Origin of the sequence: Couchioplanes azureus (assembly GCF_014648355.1) — a bacterium.
In the GTDB taxonomy this organism is placed as follows: domain Bacteria; phylum Actinomycetota; class Actinomycetes; order Mycobacteriales; family Micromonosporaceae; genus Actinoplanes; species Actinoplanes azureus.
Genome location: NZ_BMQY01000006.1, coordinates 20,219 through 36,515, shown reverse-complemented (window position 1 = coordinate 36,515; position 16,297 = coordinate 20,219). Strand labels below are relative to the sequence as shown.

The window sequence follows — 16,297 nt, the reverse complement described above, 5'->3', positions numbered from 1 at the left end:
GGGCCCCGCTAGGCTCTGTCGGCATGCGGGTGGTGATTGCCGACGATGCCGTGCTCCTGCGCGAGGGCCTGGTCAGGCTGGTCGAGGAGAACGAGTGCACCGTCGTCGCGGCCGTCGGCGACGGTCCCTCGCTGGTCGACGCGATCGTCGAGCACAAGCCGGACGTGTCCATCGTGGACGTCCGGATGCCCCCCACGCACACCGACGAGGGTCTGCGGGCGGCCGTGGAGGCCCGCAGGCAGGTGCCGGGCAGCCCGATCCTGGTGCTGTCGCAGTACGTCGAGGTGGAGTACGCCGACGACCTGCTCGCCGATCGCCTGGGCGCGGTGGGCTACCTGCTCAAGGACCGCGTCTCCGAGGTCGCGGACTTCCTGGACGGCCTGCGCCGGGTGGCCGCCGGCGCGACGGTCCTGGACCCGGAGGTCGTCGGCCAGCTCCTGGTCCGGCGCCGCCGCGACGACCCGCTGCGTAACCTCACCCCGCGAGAGCGGGAGGTCCTCGGTCTGATGGCGGAAGGCCGCTCCAACACCGCGATCGCCCGCACGATCGTGGTGACCGAGGGCGCGGTGGAGAAGCACGTCCGCAACATCTTCACCAAGCTCGACCTGCCGCCCGACGAGGAACAGCACCGCCGCGTCCTGGCGGTCCTCGCCTATCTGCGCAGCTGAGAAAGGGCGCCCGCAGCGGCGGGCGCCCTTCGTTCCGTACGCGGGGAGCTCAGCTCTTGAAGGCGTCCTTGATGTCCTCGCCGGCCTGCTTCAACTTCGAGGTGGTCTGGTCGGCCTTGCCCTCGGCCTCGAGGCGCTCGTCGTCGGTCGCCTTGCCGACGCCCTCCTTGACCTTGCCGCCGAGTTCCTCGGCCTTGTTGTCGATCTTGTCGTCGGTGCCCATCGGAACCTCCCGGGGTGAGTCGCCTACGCATCCGGATGTACCCGGATGCGCGCGGTGCAACCCCGAGAGGGGAATCACGCCGTGGGCACGGTTTCGGCCGGCGCCGCGGAGGGCATCAGGGACTTCTTGGCCGCGAGCAGTTCGCTGAGGCGGGCCGGGGGCATCGGGCGGGCGAAGTGGTAGCCCTGCGCCGCGATGTAGCCCAGCGACAACAGCTGCTCCGCCTGGTCCGCCGTCTCCACGCCCTCCGCCACCGCGTGCAGGCCGAGGGCCTGCGCCAGGTGGATCACCGCCGCCGACACCGGCGGGCGGTCGTCGACCTCCGACTGGGTGAAGGAGCGGTCCAGCTTGATCTCGTCGATCGGGCAGTCGTGCAGCAGCGTCAGCGTCGAGTGGCCGGTGCCGAAGTCGTCCAGCGAGACCCGGACGCCCATGGCCCGCAGCCGGAGCAGGTTGATCACCGACGGGCCGGGCTCCAGGGCCATCGTCTCGGTGATCTCCAGGACCACCCGCTCGGCAGCCAGGTCGAACTCGGCGAGCAGCTCTCCCACGCGCTCGGCGAAGCCGGGCTCGCGCAGGTCACGGGCCGACACGTTGACGTTGAGGACCTGCGGGGCGGCGTCGCCGTGCTCCACGTTCCACGCGGCGAGCTGGGCGAACGACGTCCGCATGACCCAGTCCCCCAGCGGGACGATGAGACCGGTGCGCTCGGCGACCGGGATGAAGGCGTCCGGCGCCAGCGTGCCCCGGACCGGGTGGGCCCAGCGCACCAGCGCCTCGGCGCCCATGATGTGGCCGTCGTCGAGCGAGACGATCGGCTGGTACAGCAGGAACAGCTGGTCGTTGTCGATCGCGTAGCGCAGCTCCGCGCCGAGGTCGTTGCCGGTCACCGACATGCTCGGCTCGTAGTGCAGGCAGGCCGTGCCGGGCAGGTTCTTCGCCGCGTACATCGCGATGTCGGCGTGCCGCAGCAGCACCGAGGGCTGATCGCCGGAGCGCCCGTCCGCGATGCCGATGCTGGCCCGGATCGGCAGCTCGTGACCGTCGGCGTAGACCGGCTGCTGCAGCGCGCGCATCATCCGGTCGGCGGCCAGGTCCGCGGCGGCCGGGTCGGCGTCGTCGAGCACCACGACGAACTCGTCGCCGCCGAGCCGCGCCACCGTGTCCTCGGCCCGGACGCAGCCCTCCAGCCGCTTCGCCACCCCGACCAGCAGCAGGTCGCCGACCTCGTGCCCGAGGGTGTCGTTGACCTCCTTGAAGTCGTCGAGGTCGATCAGCGCCACGGCCACCGGACGGTCGCCCGGGGCGGTCAGTGCCTGCTGCAGCCGGCTGTGGAAGAGGATGCGGTTCGGCAGCTGGGTGAGGGCGTCGTGGGTCGCGCTGTGGTCCAGGCGCGCCAGCAGGCGGCTGTTGTCCCGGAACGCGGTGAGCTGGCGCAGCACGACGAGCGCGGTGAGCACCACCGCCGAACCGACCACCACGGCCTCGTCCTCGCCGTTGGTCCAGGTCACGTAGACCAGCAGGCCGTCGACGGCGGCGACCGCCACGTACGGCAGCAGGCTGAACGACCGTCGCCGAGGCGCCGGGACACCCCGCCGCTTGCCGCCGAGCGCCGTGCGCTGACGGGCGGCGGCCAGGACGGCGAAGTAGTAGACGACCGGCGTGCTCCACATGTCGGGGAACAGATGCGGGTCCACCGCCTCGAACGGGCCGCGGAACATCGGCGCGACGGCCCCCACGAACATCGCGACGGCCAGCAGCCGCAGCGCGCCGTTGTCGATGTGGGCGTGGCTGGACAGGACGAACTTGGACACCGCGAAGACGGCGAGCAGGGCGATGATCGTGACGAACAACGAGAGGTAGATGGCCTTGTCGTCGCCCTGGCTCAGCGCCGCGCGGGTGGAGAAGTGCCAGAAGAACACGGCGGCGGCCAGCATCAGGGTGCCGGCGTCGAGCACGACCCGGAACATCTCGCCGTGGGACTGCCGCTCGAGCGGCAGCCGGAACAGCGCGAACATGATGATCAGTACGCCGACGGCGCAGGTGACCAGCATGACGGGACCCGTCTGGAGTCCGCGCGGCTCCTCCTCGGCCAGCACGTCCACGGCCTGGGACACCACGCCGATGCCGATGAACACCGCCGCGGCGGTCAGATGCCGCCAGAACCGCCGGGTCGCCTCGGGCAGGGCCTCGGTCCGCGCCGTACGGCGCAAGCCCATGACCAGGATGACGCTGCCGGCCACGGTCGGCAGCCAGAGCAGCGCCCGGGGTCCGACCGGATGCACCAGGTTGACCACGAACCAGAGGATCGCGGCCAGCGCACTGATGCCGGATGCACGCAGCAGCCGGTCCGTTGTGCCCACGCCTTACCCCCTCCAGCCACCGATCCGGTACCGCCTCCATCGGTCGCCGGGCGCCGGGCGTGAGAATTTGCGCCCCGCCTCACCCCCGACGTGTTCCGGACAACCCCCGTTCGGCCGTTCGTCACCCGGGGGGTCGAGCGTGATCAGGATGAATACCGTGCTGTTGTCGGTGGTCGTGCCCGTGTACCGGGTCGAGGGCTATCTCCACCAGTGCCTCGACTCGATCCGGGCCGGCCTGAACCCGCAGGAGGCGGCGTCGGTCGAGGTCATCGCGGTCGACGACGCGTCGCCGGACGGCTGCGGGGCGATGCTGGACGCGTACGCGGCCCGCCACGGCGACCTGCGAGTGGTGCATCTGAGTCAGAACGTCGGCCTGGGACGGGCGCGCAACGCGGGGCTGGCGGAGGCTCGCGGCACCTATGTCTGGTTCGTCGACAGCGACGACTGGCTGCCCGACGGTTCGGTGCGGGCGGTGCTCGACCGCCTGCGCGCGGAGCAGCCCGACGTCCTGCTGATCGACCACCTCCGGGTGCACGAGGACGGCCGGGCGGCGTCCGACGCGAGCAGCGGCGTGCTGCGCGACCCGAGCCTCGCCAGCCTCATCCGGCTCCAGCACACGGCCTGGAACCGGATCGTGCGCCGCGGGCTGCTGGCGGAGGCCGGGCTGCGCTTCGTGCCCGGATGGTACGAAGACGTCTCGTTCAGCAACCCGGTGCTGATCGCCGCGCAGCGGATCGCCGTCCTCGACCGGGTCTGCTACCACTACCGGATCGGCCGTCTCGGTGCGATCACCGCCACCCGCAGCGAACGCCACTTCGAGGTCTTCGACCAGTACGACCGGATGCTGTCCTGGGTCTCGGCCCGCGGCTGCGAGCCCTGGCTGCGTCACCAGCTGTTCACCTTGATGGTCGACCACCTGCTGGTGGTCGCGGGCAACGACGGCCGCCTGCACCCCCGGCAGCGGCGGGCCTTCTTCCGGCGCCTGGTCGCGTACTACCGCCGCTACCTGCCGGACGGCTATCCGGGCCATCCCGGCCTCAAGCACCGCCTGGTTCGCCTCGGCAGCTATCCGCTGTACGCCGGGCTCCGGCAGGCGTACCGGATGGTCAAGCGCGGTCCCGAGCCGGGGCCGCCGGTTCCCCCGGTGCTCGCCGCGGCGCCGCCCCAGGGTGTCCCGTGCTGATCGGGACCGGTTCCCCTACAGTGGACGGCCACGCGATCCTTCGCGCGCCCGCCGGCCTCGACGCCGGTGGCGCGCAGCGTGCCCGGACGAGGCCGGGGACGAGCGCCGCCACGCCCGTCCCCGGCCTCCCGTGCGTCCCCGCCGTGCGGGGCCACGGGACGGAAATTGTCGGAGGGCGCGCGTAGCGTCGCTCAGCATGACGACGATGGCGGTGGTGGCAGACAGCCTCGTGAAGACATACGGGGAGGTCAAGGCCCTCGACGGTCTCCATCTGGAGATTGCCGAGGGCACCGTGCTGGGCCTGCTCGGGCCGAACGGGGCAGGCAAGACGACATGCGTACGGGTCCTCACGACCCTGCTGCAACCCGACTCCGGCCGGGCGCAGGTCCTCGGCATCGACGTGCTGCGGGAGCCGCGACGGGTCCGGGAACGCATCGGGGTCTCCGGTCAGTATGCGGCGGTGGACGAATACCTGACCGGCTTCGAGAACCTGGACATGGTGGGACGCCTCTACCACCTGGGCCGGAAGCCGTCCGCGGCACGAGCCCGCGAGCTACTGGAGCAGTTCCGGCTGGAGGACGCCGCGAACCGGCCGGTCAAGACCTACTCCGGCGGCATGCGGCGGCGGCTCGACCTGGCCGGTGCCCTGGTGGCCCGGCCCCAGGTGCTGTTCCTGGACGAGCCCACCACCGGGCTCGACCCGCGCAGCCGCACGGAGATGTGGGCCACCCTGGCCGACCTGGTGGCCGGCGGCACCACCGTGCTGCTGACGACGCAGTACCTCGAGGAGGCCGATCGGCTGGCGGATTCCATCGTCGTGGTGGACCGCGGCCGGGTCATCGCCGAAGGCACCCCCGACCAGCTGAAGTCGCAGGTCGGAGGCGAGGTGATCGAGATGGTGATCGCGGAGCCCGGCCGGGTGCGCGAGGCTGCGGAGGCCCTCGGCCAGGCGTGCCGGGGCCGGGTCGGCGTCGACGAGCACACCCGCAAGCTGTCCGCGCCGGTGGACGGTGGCAGACCCGCCGCGGCGGTGCTGGTCGACGCGCTGCGCCGGCTCGACGAGGCCGGGGTGTCGGTCATGGACGTCGGCGTACGCCGCCCCACGCTCGACGACGTCTTCCTCGAGCTGACCGGTCACGCCGCCGAGTCCCCGGCGGCCTCGCCGAGTGCCGGCTCCCTCGAAGAGGAGGTCGTGCGATGAACGCCGTGGTCTCCGCCTTCGCGGACGGCGCGGTCATCACCCGCCGCAATCTGCTGAAGATCAAGCGCGTCCCGGACGTGCTGGTCTTCTCGACCCTGTCCCCGATCATGTTCGTCCTGCTGTTCGCCTACGTCTTCGGCAGCGCGATCGAGGTGCCCGGGGTCAACTACCGCGAGTTCCTCATGGCCGGCATCTTCGTCCAGACCGTCGTCTTCGGCGCGACCTGGACGGGTGCGAGCCTCGCCGAGGACCTGCAGAAAGGCATCATCGACCGGTTCCGCACGCTGCCCATGTCGGGCTCTGCCGTGCTGCTGGGCCGCACGGCCGCGGACGTCGGCATCAACCTCGTCACGTTCGTGGTCATGGCCCTCTCCGGCCTGGTCGTCGGCTGGCGGGTCCGCTCGTCGGTGCCCGAGGCGATCCTCGCGGTCGTCCTGCTGCTGACGTTCGCCTACGCGATCTCCTGGATCATGGCGGTCGTCGGCCTCTCGGTCCGCACGCCGGAGGTGGTCAACAACGCCAGCTTCATCGTCATCTTCCCGATGACCTTCATCGCCAACACCTTCGTGCCCACCGGCAACCTCCCCACGGTGGTCAAGTTCATCGCCGAATGGAACCCGGTCTCCTCGGTGACCCAGGCCGCCCGCGAGCTCTTCGGCAACACCAACCCCGCCGTCCCGGTCCCGGACACCTGGGCGCTGCGCAATCCGGTCGCCTACAGCCTCATCTGGATCGGCGCCGCGCTCGTCGTCTTCATGCCCCTGGCGATCCGCCAATACCGCCGAGCCGCCTCCCGATAGGGCTCGGTCGCAGCGGCGGCTGACCGCTCCGATCAGCCGCCGCCCCCGCTCGACCGGTTCCGTCCGGCCTGGTGGTCACGGCCGTCGTCGCCGTACACGCCCGGAGTCGCTGCGTCGCACCGGGTTGGTGCTGGGCTAGCGTGATCCCGTGGATCCGGAAGCCGCCTGCCCCGGCGACGCCCCGGCCGGCGGACCCGCTCCCGCCCAGGACGGGGGTTCTCGCGACGGCGGTGGTTCGGGGCTGGTCCTCGCCGCGGTTTCGGCGGGCGGGGTGGTGGGCGCCCTGGCGCGTCATGGCATCGCCGTCGCCTGGCCGCACGAGCCGGCGGGCTTCGCCTGGGCGACGTGGATTGTCAACGTGACCGGTTGCTTCCTGATCGGCGTGCTCATGGTGCTCATCCGCCGCTTCCGTCCGGAGCAGCGCTTGCTTCGCCCGTTCTGGGGCGTCGGCGTCCTGGGCGGCTACACGACCTTCTCCACCGCGACCGTCGACGTCCTCCGGGCCGCGCCGGGCACCGCACTGACCTACCTGGCCGCGACCCTCGTCGGGGCGCTGGCCGCGGTGTGGCTCGGCACCGCCCTCACCGAAGCGGCGGTGTTCCGGTGACCGTGCTGCTGGTGGCGGTGGGCGCGGCGGTGGGTGCGCCGCTGCGGTACCTGACCGATCGGTATGTGCGGGCCAGGCGCGAGTCGCCGGTGCCGTGGGGCACGCTGATCGTCAATGTCGCCGGGTCGTTGCTGCTGGGCTTTCTGGTCGGGCTGCCCGTCGCCCCGGCGGTCGCCGCGTTGCTGGGCACGGGGTTCTGCGGGGCGCTGACCACCTACTCGACGTTCGGGTTCGAGACGGTGGGGCTGGTCCGGGCCGGGCGCCGCGCGCTTGCGGGTGCCTACGCCCTCGGCAGCGTCCTCGCGGGCCTGGGCGCGGCCTCGATCGGCTACCTGGCGGGCCGCGTGTCCGGCTGACGGAGTGCGGAGCGGACCGGGTCAGGGCTGGGTGAGGAGCAGCTCTCCCATCGCCTGCTCGGTGAGGGGCTCCGCGAAGTAGTAGCCCTGCCCGAGCTCGCAGTTGCCCTCCGCCAGCTCGCTCAGCTGTCCCGCCTTCTCGATGCCCTCCGCGATCGTGGAGAGGCTGAGGGCCTGGCCGAGCTGGATGATGCCGAGGGTCAGGGCGGCCGCCGCCGGCACGTCGCCGACGTCGTCCACGAAGCTCTTGTCGATCTTGATGATGTCGACCGGGAAGCGGCGCAGGTACGCCAGCGACGAGTACCCCGTACCGAAGTCGTCGATGGCCAGCCGTACGCCCAGCGCCTTGATCCGCTCGAGGTGGCGCAGCGTCGACGTCCGGTGGTCCACCAACAGCGACTCGGTGAGTTCGAGCACCAGGCACGATGCCGGGAGGCCGCTGTCCGCGAGGGCCTGGGCCACCGTCTCCGGCAGGTCGGCCTGGTCGAGCTGGAGCGCCGACAGGTTGACGCTGACGCTCAGGGGACGCCGGCCCTCCCGGCGGGCGTTCCAGGCGGCCGCCTGCCGGCAGGCCTCGCGCAGGACCCATTCGCCGATCTGCACGATCATCCCGGTCTCCTCGGCGAGCGGGACGAAGTCCAGCGGCGGGATGATGCCGCGCTCCGGGTGCTGCCAGCGGACCAGGGCCTCCAGGCCGGTGATCTCGCCCGTACGCAGGTGCACGATCGGCTGGTAGCGCAGCGTGAACTCGTGCCGGACTACCGCGCGGCGCAGGTCCGCCTCCAGCTGGAGCCCGGCCTGAAAGGACTTCTGCATCGCGGGCTCGAAGATCTCGACGCGGTCCTTGCCGGCCTTCTTCGCCTGGTACATGGCCAGGTCGGCCTGGACCATGAGCTCCTGGGCGCCGTCGATCGCGCCGGCCGGGCTGTACGCGATGCCCACGCTGCAGCTGACGAACGTCTCCTTGCCGGCCAGGTCGAACGGTTCGCGCAGCGCCTGCAGGATGCGCTCGGCCACGGGTACGGCCTCGTCCACGCCGTGCGCCGCCGGGAGCAGCACCGCGAACTCGTCGCCGCCGAGCCGGGCCGCCGAGTCGAGCGGGCGCAGGCAGGCCTTGAGGCGTCCGGCGACGCCGGTCAGCAGCAGGTCACCGGCGGCGTGGCCGAGGGAGTCGTTGACGACCTTGAAGCGGTCCAGGTCGACGAAGAGGACCGCGAGCCCGGTGCCTGCCTCCCGGGCCGACGCGAAGGCGCCGTCGAGCCGGTTCAGGAACAGCGCACGGCTGGCCAGCCCGGTCAGCGAGTCGTGGAAGGCCTGGTTCATCGCCTCGAGGGTCTGCGCGTCGGTCAGCGCCAGGCTCACGTGCTCGGCGAACGCCCTCAGCACCTCCTGGGACTGCTTGTCCCACTGCCGCGGGCCCTTGTACGTGCCGACGGTGAGGCAGCCGACGACCGCGCCGTTCTCGTGGACGGGTACCGCCATGACGGCCCGCAGGCGCGACCGGACGACGTCGGGGATGGCGAAGGGGCTGTTCTCGTAGTCCTCGACCAGGACCAGCTCGTTGGTCATGACGGCCAGGCCGGCGGCACCCGCCGAGGGCAGCGGGACACGCTTCATCTTGGGCAGGATGTCCGGCGGGAAGCCGACGCTGGAGACCATGCTGCCGACCGAAGGGTCGTCCCGCTCCAGCACGTTGAGCGAGCCGATCTCCAGGCCGAGCAGCTCGGTCGCGCTGGTGGTGATCGAGTCGAGGATCTTCTGCAGCGGGGCGCGGCGGGCGATCAGGCGCTGGATCCGGCTGAGGTGTTCGAAGAGGCGCTGCCGTTCCTGGAGGGAGCCGGCGAGCCTCTCGTTCTCCTCGGCCTGCCGCCGTTGCGCCTCCCCGAGGTGCAGCGTCTGGAGGCCGAGCTCGAGCACCCGGGCCATCCCGCGCAGCAGCGAGACGTCCTCGTCGGAGAACGGGCCCTGGCGGCGGCCGACGACCAGCAGGCCGTTCGCCGGGCCGCTGATGTGGGCGTACGCGATGTCGTAGGTGACGCCCGCCAGGTCGAAGGTGTCGCGGTGCTCGGCCGCGGCCTGCTGCACGGCGGCGATCGGCACCTGCTCGGCGCGGAGGCCGACCGAGGCGACCACGCCGGAGTCGATGATGAGCACGGCGGCGTCGGTTTCCAGGGCACGCGCGGCACACTCGACGGCCGCGTACTGCGCCGCGGGTCCGTCCGGCCGGTCAGCCACGGCGGAGAGGAACGCCGTCAGTTGCTGCTGAGTTGCGAGCATGCCCATGACCTGGTCTGTCGGTCCGCCTGGCCGCAAACTGAGCGTTTCCGGCGACCGTTCTGCACCGGCGCCGCCGCGGCCGGAACGGCATCGGCGTTCCTCTATCGAGCAGGCCAACCTTCTCACCTGTAGTTACTGATAGATGACAAAGGGTTGATAGCCGGGACCTCGGGGCGTCAGATGAAGCGATGCCCCCGCCTCCTGTGGCGGCGGGACGCCTCGGCGGCGCCTCCGTCGCGTGCTTCGCGCTCGCCGCGGCGACCCCGCTGACCGTCGTCACCGCCGTCGTGCCGGGCGCGTACGCCGACAGCGGCCTGCCGGCCCTGCCGCTGCTCTTCCTCGCCCTCGGCGCCCTCCTGCTGCTCTTCCTGGTGGGCTGCACCGGCATGATCCGCCGGCTGCCGGGCCCGGGAGCGCTGTACTCCTTCGTCGCCCGCGGACTCGGCCGCCCGGCGGGCGTCGGCGCCGCGTGGCTGGCGCTGCTCTCCTACAACGCCCTGCAGGTGGGGCTCTACGGCACGGTCGGCGCGGCGGCCGCACCGCTGATCGACGCGCCCTGGTGGGCGGTCGCCGCGGCGTGCTGGGTCGTGGTCGCGCTCTGCGGCCTGCTGCTGAGCCCGGCGGCCACCGCCCGGCTGCTGGCCGTGCCGGTGTCCGGCGGGATCGTGCTGGTCGCCGGGTACGCGGTGGCGAACCTGCTCGACCCCGGTGGCGGCCGGGTGTCCTGGGCCGCGCTGCACCCCGGCCACCTGGGGGAGGTGTCCCGCCCGGTGCTCGGGCTGCTGCTCGTCGTCGGTGCGTTCGCCTTCGTCGGCTTCGAGACGGCGGTCACCCATGCGGCGGACGTCCGCCGCCCGCGCAGCACGACCGCCCGCGCCGCCGTCGCGTCCGTCCTGCTCCTGGCCCTGCTGTACGCCGCGGCGAGCTGGGCGACGGCCGTGGCGACCGGTCCCGGCCGGATCGCCGCCGCGGCCGCCGCCCGCGGGCCCGAGCTCGCCTTCGACCTCGCGGCCACCCGCCTGCCGTCGTGGACGGTCCCGCTCGGCCGGGCGCTGGTGGTCGCCGGCCTGCTCGCCGCCATGCTGGCCCTGCACCACACCGTCGTCCGCTATCTCCTGGCCCTCGGCCGGGAGCGGGTGCTCTCCGCCGGGCTCGGCGCGTGGCGTCCGGCCTCGCTCACGCAGAGCCTCACCGGCGGCCTGATCATCGGCGGCTGCGTCCTCCTCGACCGGCCGGTCGTGGCGCTCGGGAGCCGGCTGGCGGTCGGCGGCGCCCTCGGCATCGTCGTCCTGCTGGCGCTCGCCTCGCTGGCGGCGCTGGTGTTCCTCAACCGTCATCCGGAGGGCGAGGGGGTCCTGCGCCGGTTCCTGGCTCCCGGGGTGTCGACGGTGCTGCTGGGCGTGCTGACGTACCTGGCGTACCTGAGCTTTCCGGAACTGGTCGTCGCGGCCGCCGCCACCGCCCTGCTCGGGGTGCTCTACGGCCTGGTGCTGCGGTGGGCCCGGCCGGTCGTCTATGCGGGCATCGGCCTGGGCGGCGCGGCGGTGGTGGTGGCGCCGGCGCCCGTCGCGGTGCCGCGGCCGCGGTCACCGGGCGCACACCGGCCGGAGCGGGTCAATCGCCTCGCCGGATAGGCGGCTGGTCCTCGACGAAGAACTCCTGGATCTGCGACAGCGTCACATCGGGTTGCGGCGGCTTGCGGGTCACCTCGAGCTCCGCGAGGTGCTCGGGCAGATCGGGCAGCGCCGGCACCGGCGGCAGGTCACCGAGGCCGATCGCCTCGCGGATCACCTCGAACATGCCGGTGACCTCGCGTACCGCCAGCGGGAACAGTTCGGCCGGGCGCCGGTCCACGGCGGCGGGTGCCGCGCAGGTGAAGTTGGCGCGGACCTTGCCGCGTACCTTGCGGATGTCGGCGCTCGGCCGCAGATGGTCCTGGTCCTCCGCCACGATGCCCAGTTCGCACTCGGGTACGCCGGAAGCCCGCCACCACCGCCGCCATTCCGGATCCGCGTCCAGCGTCACGACCACGTGCCGCAGCGCCACCATGTACGCCCGGGGAGTACGGCCGTCGACAGTCGTCGTCCCCAGGTGCGGGTGCAGCCAGCACGGCTGCCGGCCCCGAAACTCCATCAGCGCATCGTGACACCACGATTACCCCGAGTCGGCGCATATTTCTCTGGCGCGTACGGGTGCATCCCGCCGCTCGCCCCTCAGGCGATCCGCATGCTGTAGATCACGACGGCGTGGTCGGAATACGCGGAGGCGCCGACCGCGCACCAGCGCCACGGCCGGGTGCTGAAGACGTAGTCGGACTTCACGTCCCAGACGGTGGTCGACCGGCCGGTCCGCTGCGGGTGCGCGACGTCCGCCTGGTCGCACTCGCGATATCCGGTGGTGCCGTCGAAGTACAGGCCGGACGGCCACAGCCAGTCGCGCGAGCTGTCGGCGGGCCAGTCCGGCGGCACCACGGTGAAGTCGCCGCCGAACGCGACGTGGTCGTAGCCGTCTACCACGGCCTTGATCTCCCGCAGCTGGTCGTCCGCGTCCACCGGGCCCGCCGGCTCGGGCGGGCCCGGTGGATCGCTAGATCGCGCTGCCCTTCCGGTAGTCCTCCCAGCTCATGCTCCAGTCGGTCCAGCCGTCACCGTTGACGATCTGCTCCTCGGTGCCGCGGATCGTGACCGGGTCGCCGATCATGGTGTTGTCGAACAGCCACTTGCCCAGGTCCTGCGAGACGTTGACGCAGCCGTGCGAGACGTTGCGGCGGCCCTGCTCGGCGTTCGACCAGGGCGCGGCGTGGATGAACTGGCCGCCCCAGGTCAGCCGCTGCGCGTACTCGACCTTGGTGCGGTAGGCGTCTTCCTCGCTGAACCGGCCCCGCGTGTCGAAGACGGTCTTGCGCAGTTTCTCCATGACCAGCATCGTGCCGCTGACCGACGGGAACTTCTTCTGGCCGAGGCTGACCGGGATGCGCTTGACGGCCTTGCCGTCCCGCGTCACGGTCATGTGCTTGCTCTTGTTGTCCACCGTCATGACGAAGGACCGGCCGATGTTCACGTTGACGGTGTAGTCGGAGCGGCCGTACCAGCCGTCGCCCATGGGCACGCCCTGGAGCTGGACGCGGTAGGAAACCTTCGAGCGTGCCTTCCAGTAGACCTTCGGGCGGTAGTGCACCTGGGTGGGGCTCACCCAGTGCCACGTGCCCTCCTGCGCCGGCGTGGCGGTGACCTGCATCCGGCGCTGCACGTCGTCGCGGTACTTCTCCGGGATCGCGCGGCCGAACGAGATCATCAGGGGCATCCCGACGCCGACCGTCTGGTTGTCGCCGAGGAAGCTCTCCACCCGGACCAGCTTGGACGGCTTGTCCATCACGGTGAACGAGCTGGTGGCGGTGCCGCCCTTGTCGCCGGAGGCGGTGCCGGTCACCGTGACCGTGTACTTCTTGCCCCAGCCGAGCGCCTTGGCCGGGCGGAAGACCTTCTCGTCCTTGTCGAGGGTGCCCTCGACCTTCTTGCCGTTCGCGTCCGCGACCTCGACCGAGGTGTTCGCCGGGTCCTCGGAGGAGTACTTGATCTCGGCGATGGCCTGGACGTCGGTCGCGTCCCTGGCCGGGGAGGTGACCGCCACCGTGCTGAGCGTGGGCTGCGGCGACGGCGAAGCGGACGCGCTCGTGCCTCCCGCCTCGGCCCCGGCCTCCTGCCACGAGGGAGCGGCTGACTTGCCGTCGCCGCTGCAACCGGCGCTGAGCAGCACGGTCGCGGCCGCGATGGCCGCCGTCGCCGTACGCCAGCGCCGCCCGGCCGGGCCGGTCACTCCACCAAGTCTCATGATCCCTCTCACCGCGTCACCGCGCCTTCGTCCGGCGACCATCATCCGTCACGAAGGCAAGACCTCCAATCCTCGTTTCGTGCCAGCCCTCGCCGAACCGCGCGGGGCTGCCGCAATAGGGGCATTCGGACGGCTCTTTCGTGGTAACGCCCCGGCGTGGACGGCTGCTATCCGATGCGCGGCGCCGGAGCATATGGGGCGAACCGACGCGAAGGGCTAGGCATGAGAAGAATTCTGGCGGTTGCCGCCATCGTGGCGCTCGTGGCGGGCGGCGCGGCTGCGGCCACCGCCGCGACGGCCGAGCCGACCCGGGGTGGCGCGGACTACTCCGCGATCACCTGGGGCAAGTGCGAGAGCACCGTGCTGCGGTCGCGCAAGGCCCAGTGCGGCCGGCTGCGCGTGCCGCTCGACCACGCGAAGCCCGGCGGGAAGCAGATCACACTCGCGGTCTCGCGCATCAGGCACACCGTGCCCGACGAGGAGTACCAGGGCGTCATGCTGGTCAACCCGGGCGGGCCGGGCGGGTCCGGGCTCACCCTCTCGGTGCTCGGCGGCTTCGTGCCGCACGGCGCGGGGCAGGCGTACGACTGGATCGGCTTCGACCCGCGCGGCGTGGGCTCCAGCGAGCCGGCCCTCGCGTGCGACGGCGACTACACGGGGTACGACCGCCCCCCGTACGTGCCCACCACGGCCGCCCTCGAGTCGACCTGGCGGGCCAGGGCCAAGGGCTACGCCGCGGACTGCGCCGCCGCCGGCGGCGACCTCCTCGGCCATCTGCGCACCGTCGACACCGTGCGGGACATGGATCTCCTGCGGTCCGCGCTCGGGGTGGAGCAGATCAACTACTACGGCTTCTCGTACGGCACCTACCTCGGCCAGGTCTACGCCACTCTGCACCCGCAGCGGGTCCGCCGCATGGTGCTCGACGGCAACGTGAACCCGGGGCGGGTCTGGTACGACGCCAACCTGGACCAGGACATCGCGTTCGACCGCAACATCAAGATCTACTTCGGCTGGCTGGCCGAGCACGACGACGTCTTCCACCTCGGCCGCACCCGCAAGGCGGTCGAGAAGCGCTTCTACCGCGAGCAGGCGCGGCTGATCGACCACCCCGCCGGCGGCGTGATCGGGCCGGACGAGCTCACGGACGTCTTCCTGCAGGCCGGCTACTACGTCTTCGGCTGGGAGGCGGTCGCCTCGGCGTTCTCGGCCTGGGTGAACGACCGGGACCCGCAGGAGCTGCGGGCGCTCTTCGACGCGAGCTACCCGCAGGGCAAGGGCACCGACAACGGGTACGCGATCTATCTCGCCGTGCAGTGCACCGACGCCCGGTGGCCCGCCGCCTGGTCGACGTGGCGCGCGGACAACTGGCGGGTGCACCGGCAGGCGCCGTTCGAGACCTGGGGCAACGCCTGGTACAACGCGCCGTGCCTGACCTGGGCCGCCCCGGCCGGCGTGCCGGTCGCGGTGGACGGCAGGAACGCCCCGCCGGTCCTGCTGATCAGCGAGACCCTGGACGCCGCGACCCCGTTCACCGGCAGCCTGGAGGTGCGCAAGCGGTTCCCCCGCTCGGCGCTGGTCGAGGGCGTCGGCGGCACGACCCATTCGGGTTCGCTCTTCGGCAACGCCTGCGTCGACGACACCATCGCCGAGTACCTGGCCTCCGGCAAGCTGCCGAGGCGGGTCAAGGCGAACATGTCCGACAAGCGCTGCAAGCCGCTCCCGCCGCCGGACCCGTCCGCCGCGGCAGCCAAGCGGGCGGAGGCCGGCGTCTCGCCGACCCGGCTCGACCTCCAGAAGCTGATCACCGGCCACTGAGCGTGGATCTCCGGCCCGCGGCAGCCGCGGGCCGGAGATCCACGTCACCGGCAGGCCGGAGGTTGATCGGGTAGGCTTCGGAGCGCGAAGGGGAGTAGCTCCCAACGTCGTGGTCGACATACTGATCCGCCGAGCCGCAGGGCCCGGCGCTTCCGGCCACGCGGCCCCGGTCCGCCGGGGCGAGCGAGACCTTCGACTTGGCCATGCCGCGCGCCCTGCGCGCGACGACAACCTGGCCGGGTCGAGGTCGCCCCGCGCCCCTGCCCCGGTCCGGAAACGCACCGGGAGTCTCTCGTCATGAACGGTTTCCTCATCGCGACGGCGGTCAGCTTCGCCGTCGTCTTCGTGGCCGAGCTGGGCGACAAGTCGCAGCTCATGGCCCTCACCTTCGCCACCCGGTTCCGCACGCTGCCGGTCCTGATCGGGATCACCGTCGCGACCGCGGTGGTGCACCTGGTCTCGGTCGGCATCGGCTACGGCCTCGGCGCCGCCCTGCCCACCGGCTGGATCTCGCTCGTGGCCGGCCTCGCCTTCCTGGCGTTCGGCGCGTGGACGCTGCGCGGCGACAAGCTCACCGAGGACGAGAAGTCGAAGGCCGAGCGGTCGACCGGCTCGGCGATCCTGGCGGTCGGCGGCGCCTTCTTCCTGGCCGAGCTGGGCGACAAGACCATGCTGGCCACCATCACCCTCGCCACCCAGTACGGTTGGTTCGGCACCTGGCTCGGCTCCACGCTGGGCATGGTCGCCGCCGACGCGCTCGCCATCGGGGTCGGCCGGCTGCTCGGCCGCCACCTGCCGGAGAAGGCGATCAAGTACGGCGCCGCCGCGCTCTTCGCGATCTTCGGCGTCTGGCTGCTCGTGGAGGCCGTCATCGAGCTGCGCTAGCGGGGGTTTTTCCCGCGAAAGCGCTCAAAAAGCGCAGGGCACCTGCCGATGATGACCGTGTGACCTTTACCTTCGTGCGGGCCGG

15 protein-coding genes are annotated in these 16,297 nt (G+C 71.9%); 9 read left to right on the top strand and 6 right to left on the bottom strand.

Features of this window, described 5'->3' with window-relative positions; translation table 11 throughout:
• The first annotated feature begins 23 nt into the window (after positions 1 to 23).
• Complete coding sequence (locus tag IEY99_RS21715; RefSeq protein WP_189205876.1) at positions 24 to 668, top strand: response regulator; 645 nt, start codon at positions 24 to 26, stop codon at positions 666 to 668.
• Positions 669 to 717: 49 nt separating this feature from the next.
• Here the strand turns inward: IEY99_RS21715 and IEY99_RS21710 are convergent, their stop codons facing one another.
• A complete protein-coding gene (locus tag IEY99_RS21710; protein WP_071805229.1) occupies positions 718 to 891 on the bottom strand; it encodes a CsbD family protein in 174 nt (57 codons plus the stop codon).
• 74 nt (positions 892 to 965) lie between these two features.
• On the bottom strand, positions 966 to 3,254 hold the full coding sequence (locus IEY99_RS21705; protein WP_189205875.1) for a putative bifunctional diguanylate cyclase/phosphodiesterase: 2,289 nt from the start codon (positions 3,252 to 3,254) through the stop codon (positions 966 to 968).
• 148 nt (positions 3,255 to 3,402) lie between these two features.
• Here IEY99_RS21705 and IEY99_RS21700 point away from each other — a divergent pair, with 148 nt between their 5' ends.
• The 5 genes from IEY99_RS21700 (at position 3,403) to IEY99_RS21680 (ending at position 7,401) form a co-directional block, all read left to right on the top strand.
• Entirely contained in the window at positions 3,403 to 4,437 is a 1,035-nt protein-coding gene (locus IEY99_RS21700; protein WP_189205874.1) for a glycosyltransferase family 2 protein, read from the top strand.
• 196 nt (positions 4,438 to 4,633) lie between these two features.
• Positions 4,634 to 5,638, top strand: a complete 1,005-nt coding sequence (locus tag IEY99_RS21695) for an ATP-binding cassette domain-containing protein (protein WP_189205873.1) — start codon at positions 4,634 to 4,636, stop codon at positions 5,636 to 5,638.
• Positions 5,635 to 6,438, top strand: coding sequence for an ABC transporter permease (locus IEY99_RS21690; RefSeq protein WP_189205872.1), 804 nt, complete (start codon positions 5,635 to 5,637; stop codon positions 6,436 to 6,438). Before IEY99_RS21695 ends, IEY99_RS21690 begins: the two co-directional genes overlap by 4 nt.
• Before the next feature lie 241 nt (positions 6,439 to 6,679).
• Positions 6,680 to 7,045: a fluoride efflux transporter FluC gene (locus tag IEY99_RS21685; protein ID WP_229799152.1), complete on the top strand. Its 366-nt coding sequence runs from the start codon at positions 6,680 to 6,682 to the stop codon at positions 7,043 to 7,045.
• Entirely contained in the window at positions 7,042 to 7,401 is a 360-nt protein-coding gene (locus tag IEY99_RS21680) for a fluoride efflux transporter FluC (protein WP_189205870.1), read from the top strand. The genes IEY99_RS21685 and IEY99_RS21680 overlap by 4 nt, the downstream gene beginning before the upstream one ends.
• A gap of 21 nt (positions 7,402 to 7,422) precedes the next feature.
• Here IEY99_RS21680 and IEY99_RS21675 read toward each other — a convergent pair whose 3' ends face one another.
• Complete coding sequence (locus IEY99_RS21675; RefSeq protein WP_229799076.1) at positions 7,423 to 9,678, bottom strand: putative bifunctional diguanylate cyclase/phosphodiesterase; 2,256 nt, start codon at positions 9,676 to 9,678, stop codon at positions 7,423 to 7,425.
• Between the two features lie 188 nt (positions 9,679 to 9,866).
• Between IEY99_RS21675 and IEY99_RS21670 the strand changes: the two genes are divergently transcribed.
• Entirely contained in the window at positions 9,867 to 11,312 is a 1,446-nt protein-coding gene (locus tag IEY99_RS21670) for an APC family permease (protein WP_189205868.1), read from the top strand.
• On the opposite strand, the gene IEY99_RS21665 is transcribed toward IEY99_RS21670, so the two are convergent.
• The 3 genes from IEY99_RS21665 to IEY99_RS21655 all read right to left on the bottom strand — a co-directional run bounded on the left by IEY99_RS21665 (position 11,293) and on the right by IEY99_RS21655 (position 13,509).
• On the bottom strand, positions 11,293 to 11,811 hold the full coding sequence (locus IEY99_RS21665; RefSeq protein ID WP_229799074.1) for a hypothetical protein: 519 nt from the start codon (positions 11,809 to 11,811) through the stop codon (positions 11,293 to 11,295). The two genes, IEY99_RS21670 and IEY99_RS21665, sit on opposite strands and share 20 nt — an antisense overlap.
• A gap of 80 nt (positions 11,812 to 11,891) precedes the next feature.
• Positions 11,892 to 12,230, bottom strand: coding sequence for a hypothetical protein (locus tag IEY99_RS21660; RefSeq protein WP_189205867.1), 339 nt, complete (start codon positions 12,228 to 12,230; stop codon positions 11,892 to 11,894).
• Positions 12,231 to 12,264: 34 nt separating this feature from the next.
• Entirely contained in the window at positions 12,265 to 13,509 is a 1,245-nt protein-coding gene (locus IEY99_RS21655; RefSeq protein WP_189205866.1) for a L,D-transpeptidase, read from the bottom strand.
• 222 nt (positions 13,510 to 13,731) lie between these two features.
• Between IEY99_RS21655 and IEY99_RS21650 the strand changes: the two genes are divergently transcribed.
• Entirely contained in the window at positions 13,732 to 15,327 is a 1,596-nt protein-coding gene (locus IEY99_RS21650) for an alpha/beta hydrolase (protein WP_189205865.1), read from the top strand.
• Positions 15,328 to 15,624: 297 nt separating this feature from the next.
• The gene (locus IEY99_RS21645; protein WP_189205864.1) at positions 15,625 to 16,212 is read left to right on the top strand and encodes a TMEM165/GDT1 family protein; all 588 of its coding nucleotides are present in this window, start codon (positions 15,625 to 15,627) and stop codon (positions 16,210 to 16,212) included.
• Positions 16,213 to 16,297 lie beyond the last annotated feature (85 nt).

Bases quoted from the DNA above. Each gene is read 5' to 3' on its own strand.
- IEY99_RS21650 (WP_189205865.1), top strand. From the start codon at position 13,732: ATGAGAAGAATTCTGGCGGTTGCCGCCATCGTGGCGCTCGTGGCGGGC.
- IEY99_RS21710 (WP_071805229.1), bottom strand. From the start codon at position 891: ATGGGCACCGACGACAAGATCGACAACAAGGCCGAGGAACTCGGCGGC.
- IEY99_RS21645 (WP_189205864.1), top strand. From the start codon at position 15,625: ATGAACGGTTTCCTCATCGCGACGGCGGTCAGCTTCGCCGTCGTCTTC.
- IEY99_RS21665 (WP_229799074.1), bottom strand. From the start codon at position 11,811: ATGGAGTTTCGGGGCCGGCAGCCGTGCTGGCTGCACCCGCACCTGGGG.
- IEY99_RS21655 (WP_189205866.1), bottom strand. From the start codon at position 13,509: ATGAGACTTGGTGGAGTGACCGGCCCGGCCGGGCGGCGCTGGCGTACG.
- IEY99_RS21690 (WP_189205872.1), top strand. From the start codon at position 5,635: ATGAACGCCGTGGTCTCCGCCTTCGCGGACGGCGCGGTCATCACCCGC.
- IEY99_RS21670 (WP_189205868.1), top strand. From the start codon at position 9,867: ATGCCCCCGCCTCCTGTGGCGGCGGGACGCCTCGGCGGCGCCTCCGTC.
- IEY99_RS21700 (WP_189205874.1), top strand. From the start codon at position 3,403: ATGAATACCGTGCTGTTGTCGGTGGTCGTGCCCGTGTACCGGGTCGAG.
- IEY99_RS21715 (WP_189205876.1), top strand. From the start codon at position 24: ATGCGGGTGGTGATTGCCGACGATGCCGTGCTCCTGCGCGAGGGCCTG.
- IEY99_RS21675 (WP_229799076.1), bottom strand. From the start codon at position 9,678: ATGCTCGCAACTCAGCAGCAACTGACGGCGTTCCTCTCCGCCGTGGCT.
- IEY99_RS21695 (WP_189205873.1), top strand. From the start codon at position 4,634: ATGACGACGATGGCGGTGGTGGCAGACAGCCTCGTGAAGACATACGGG.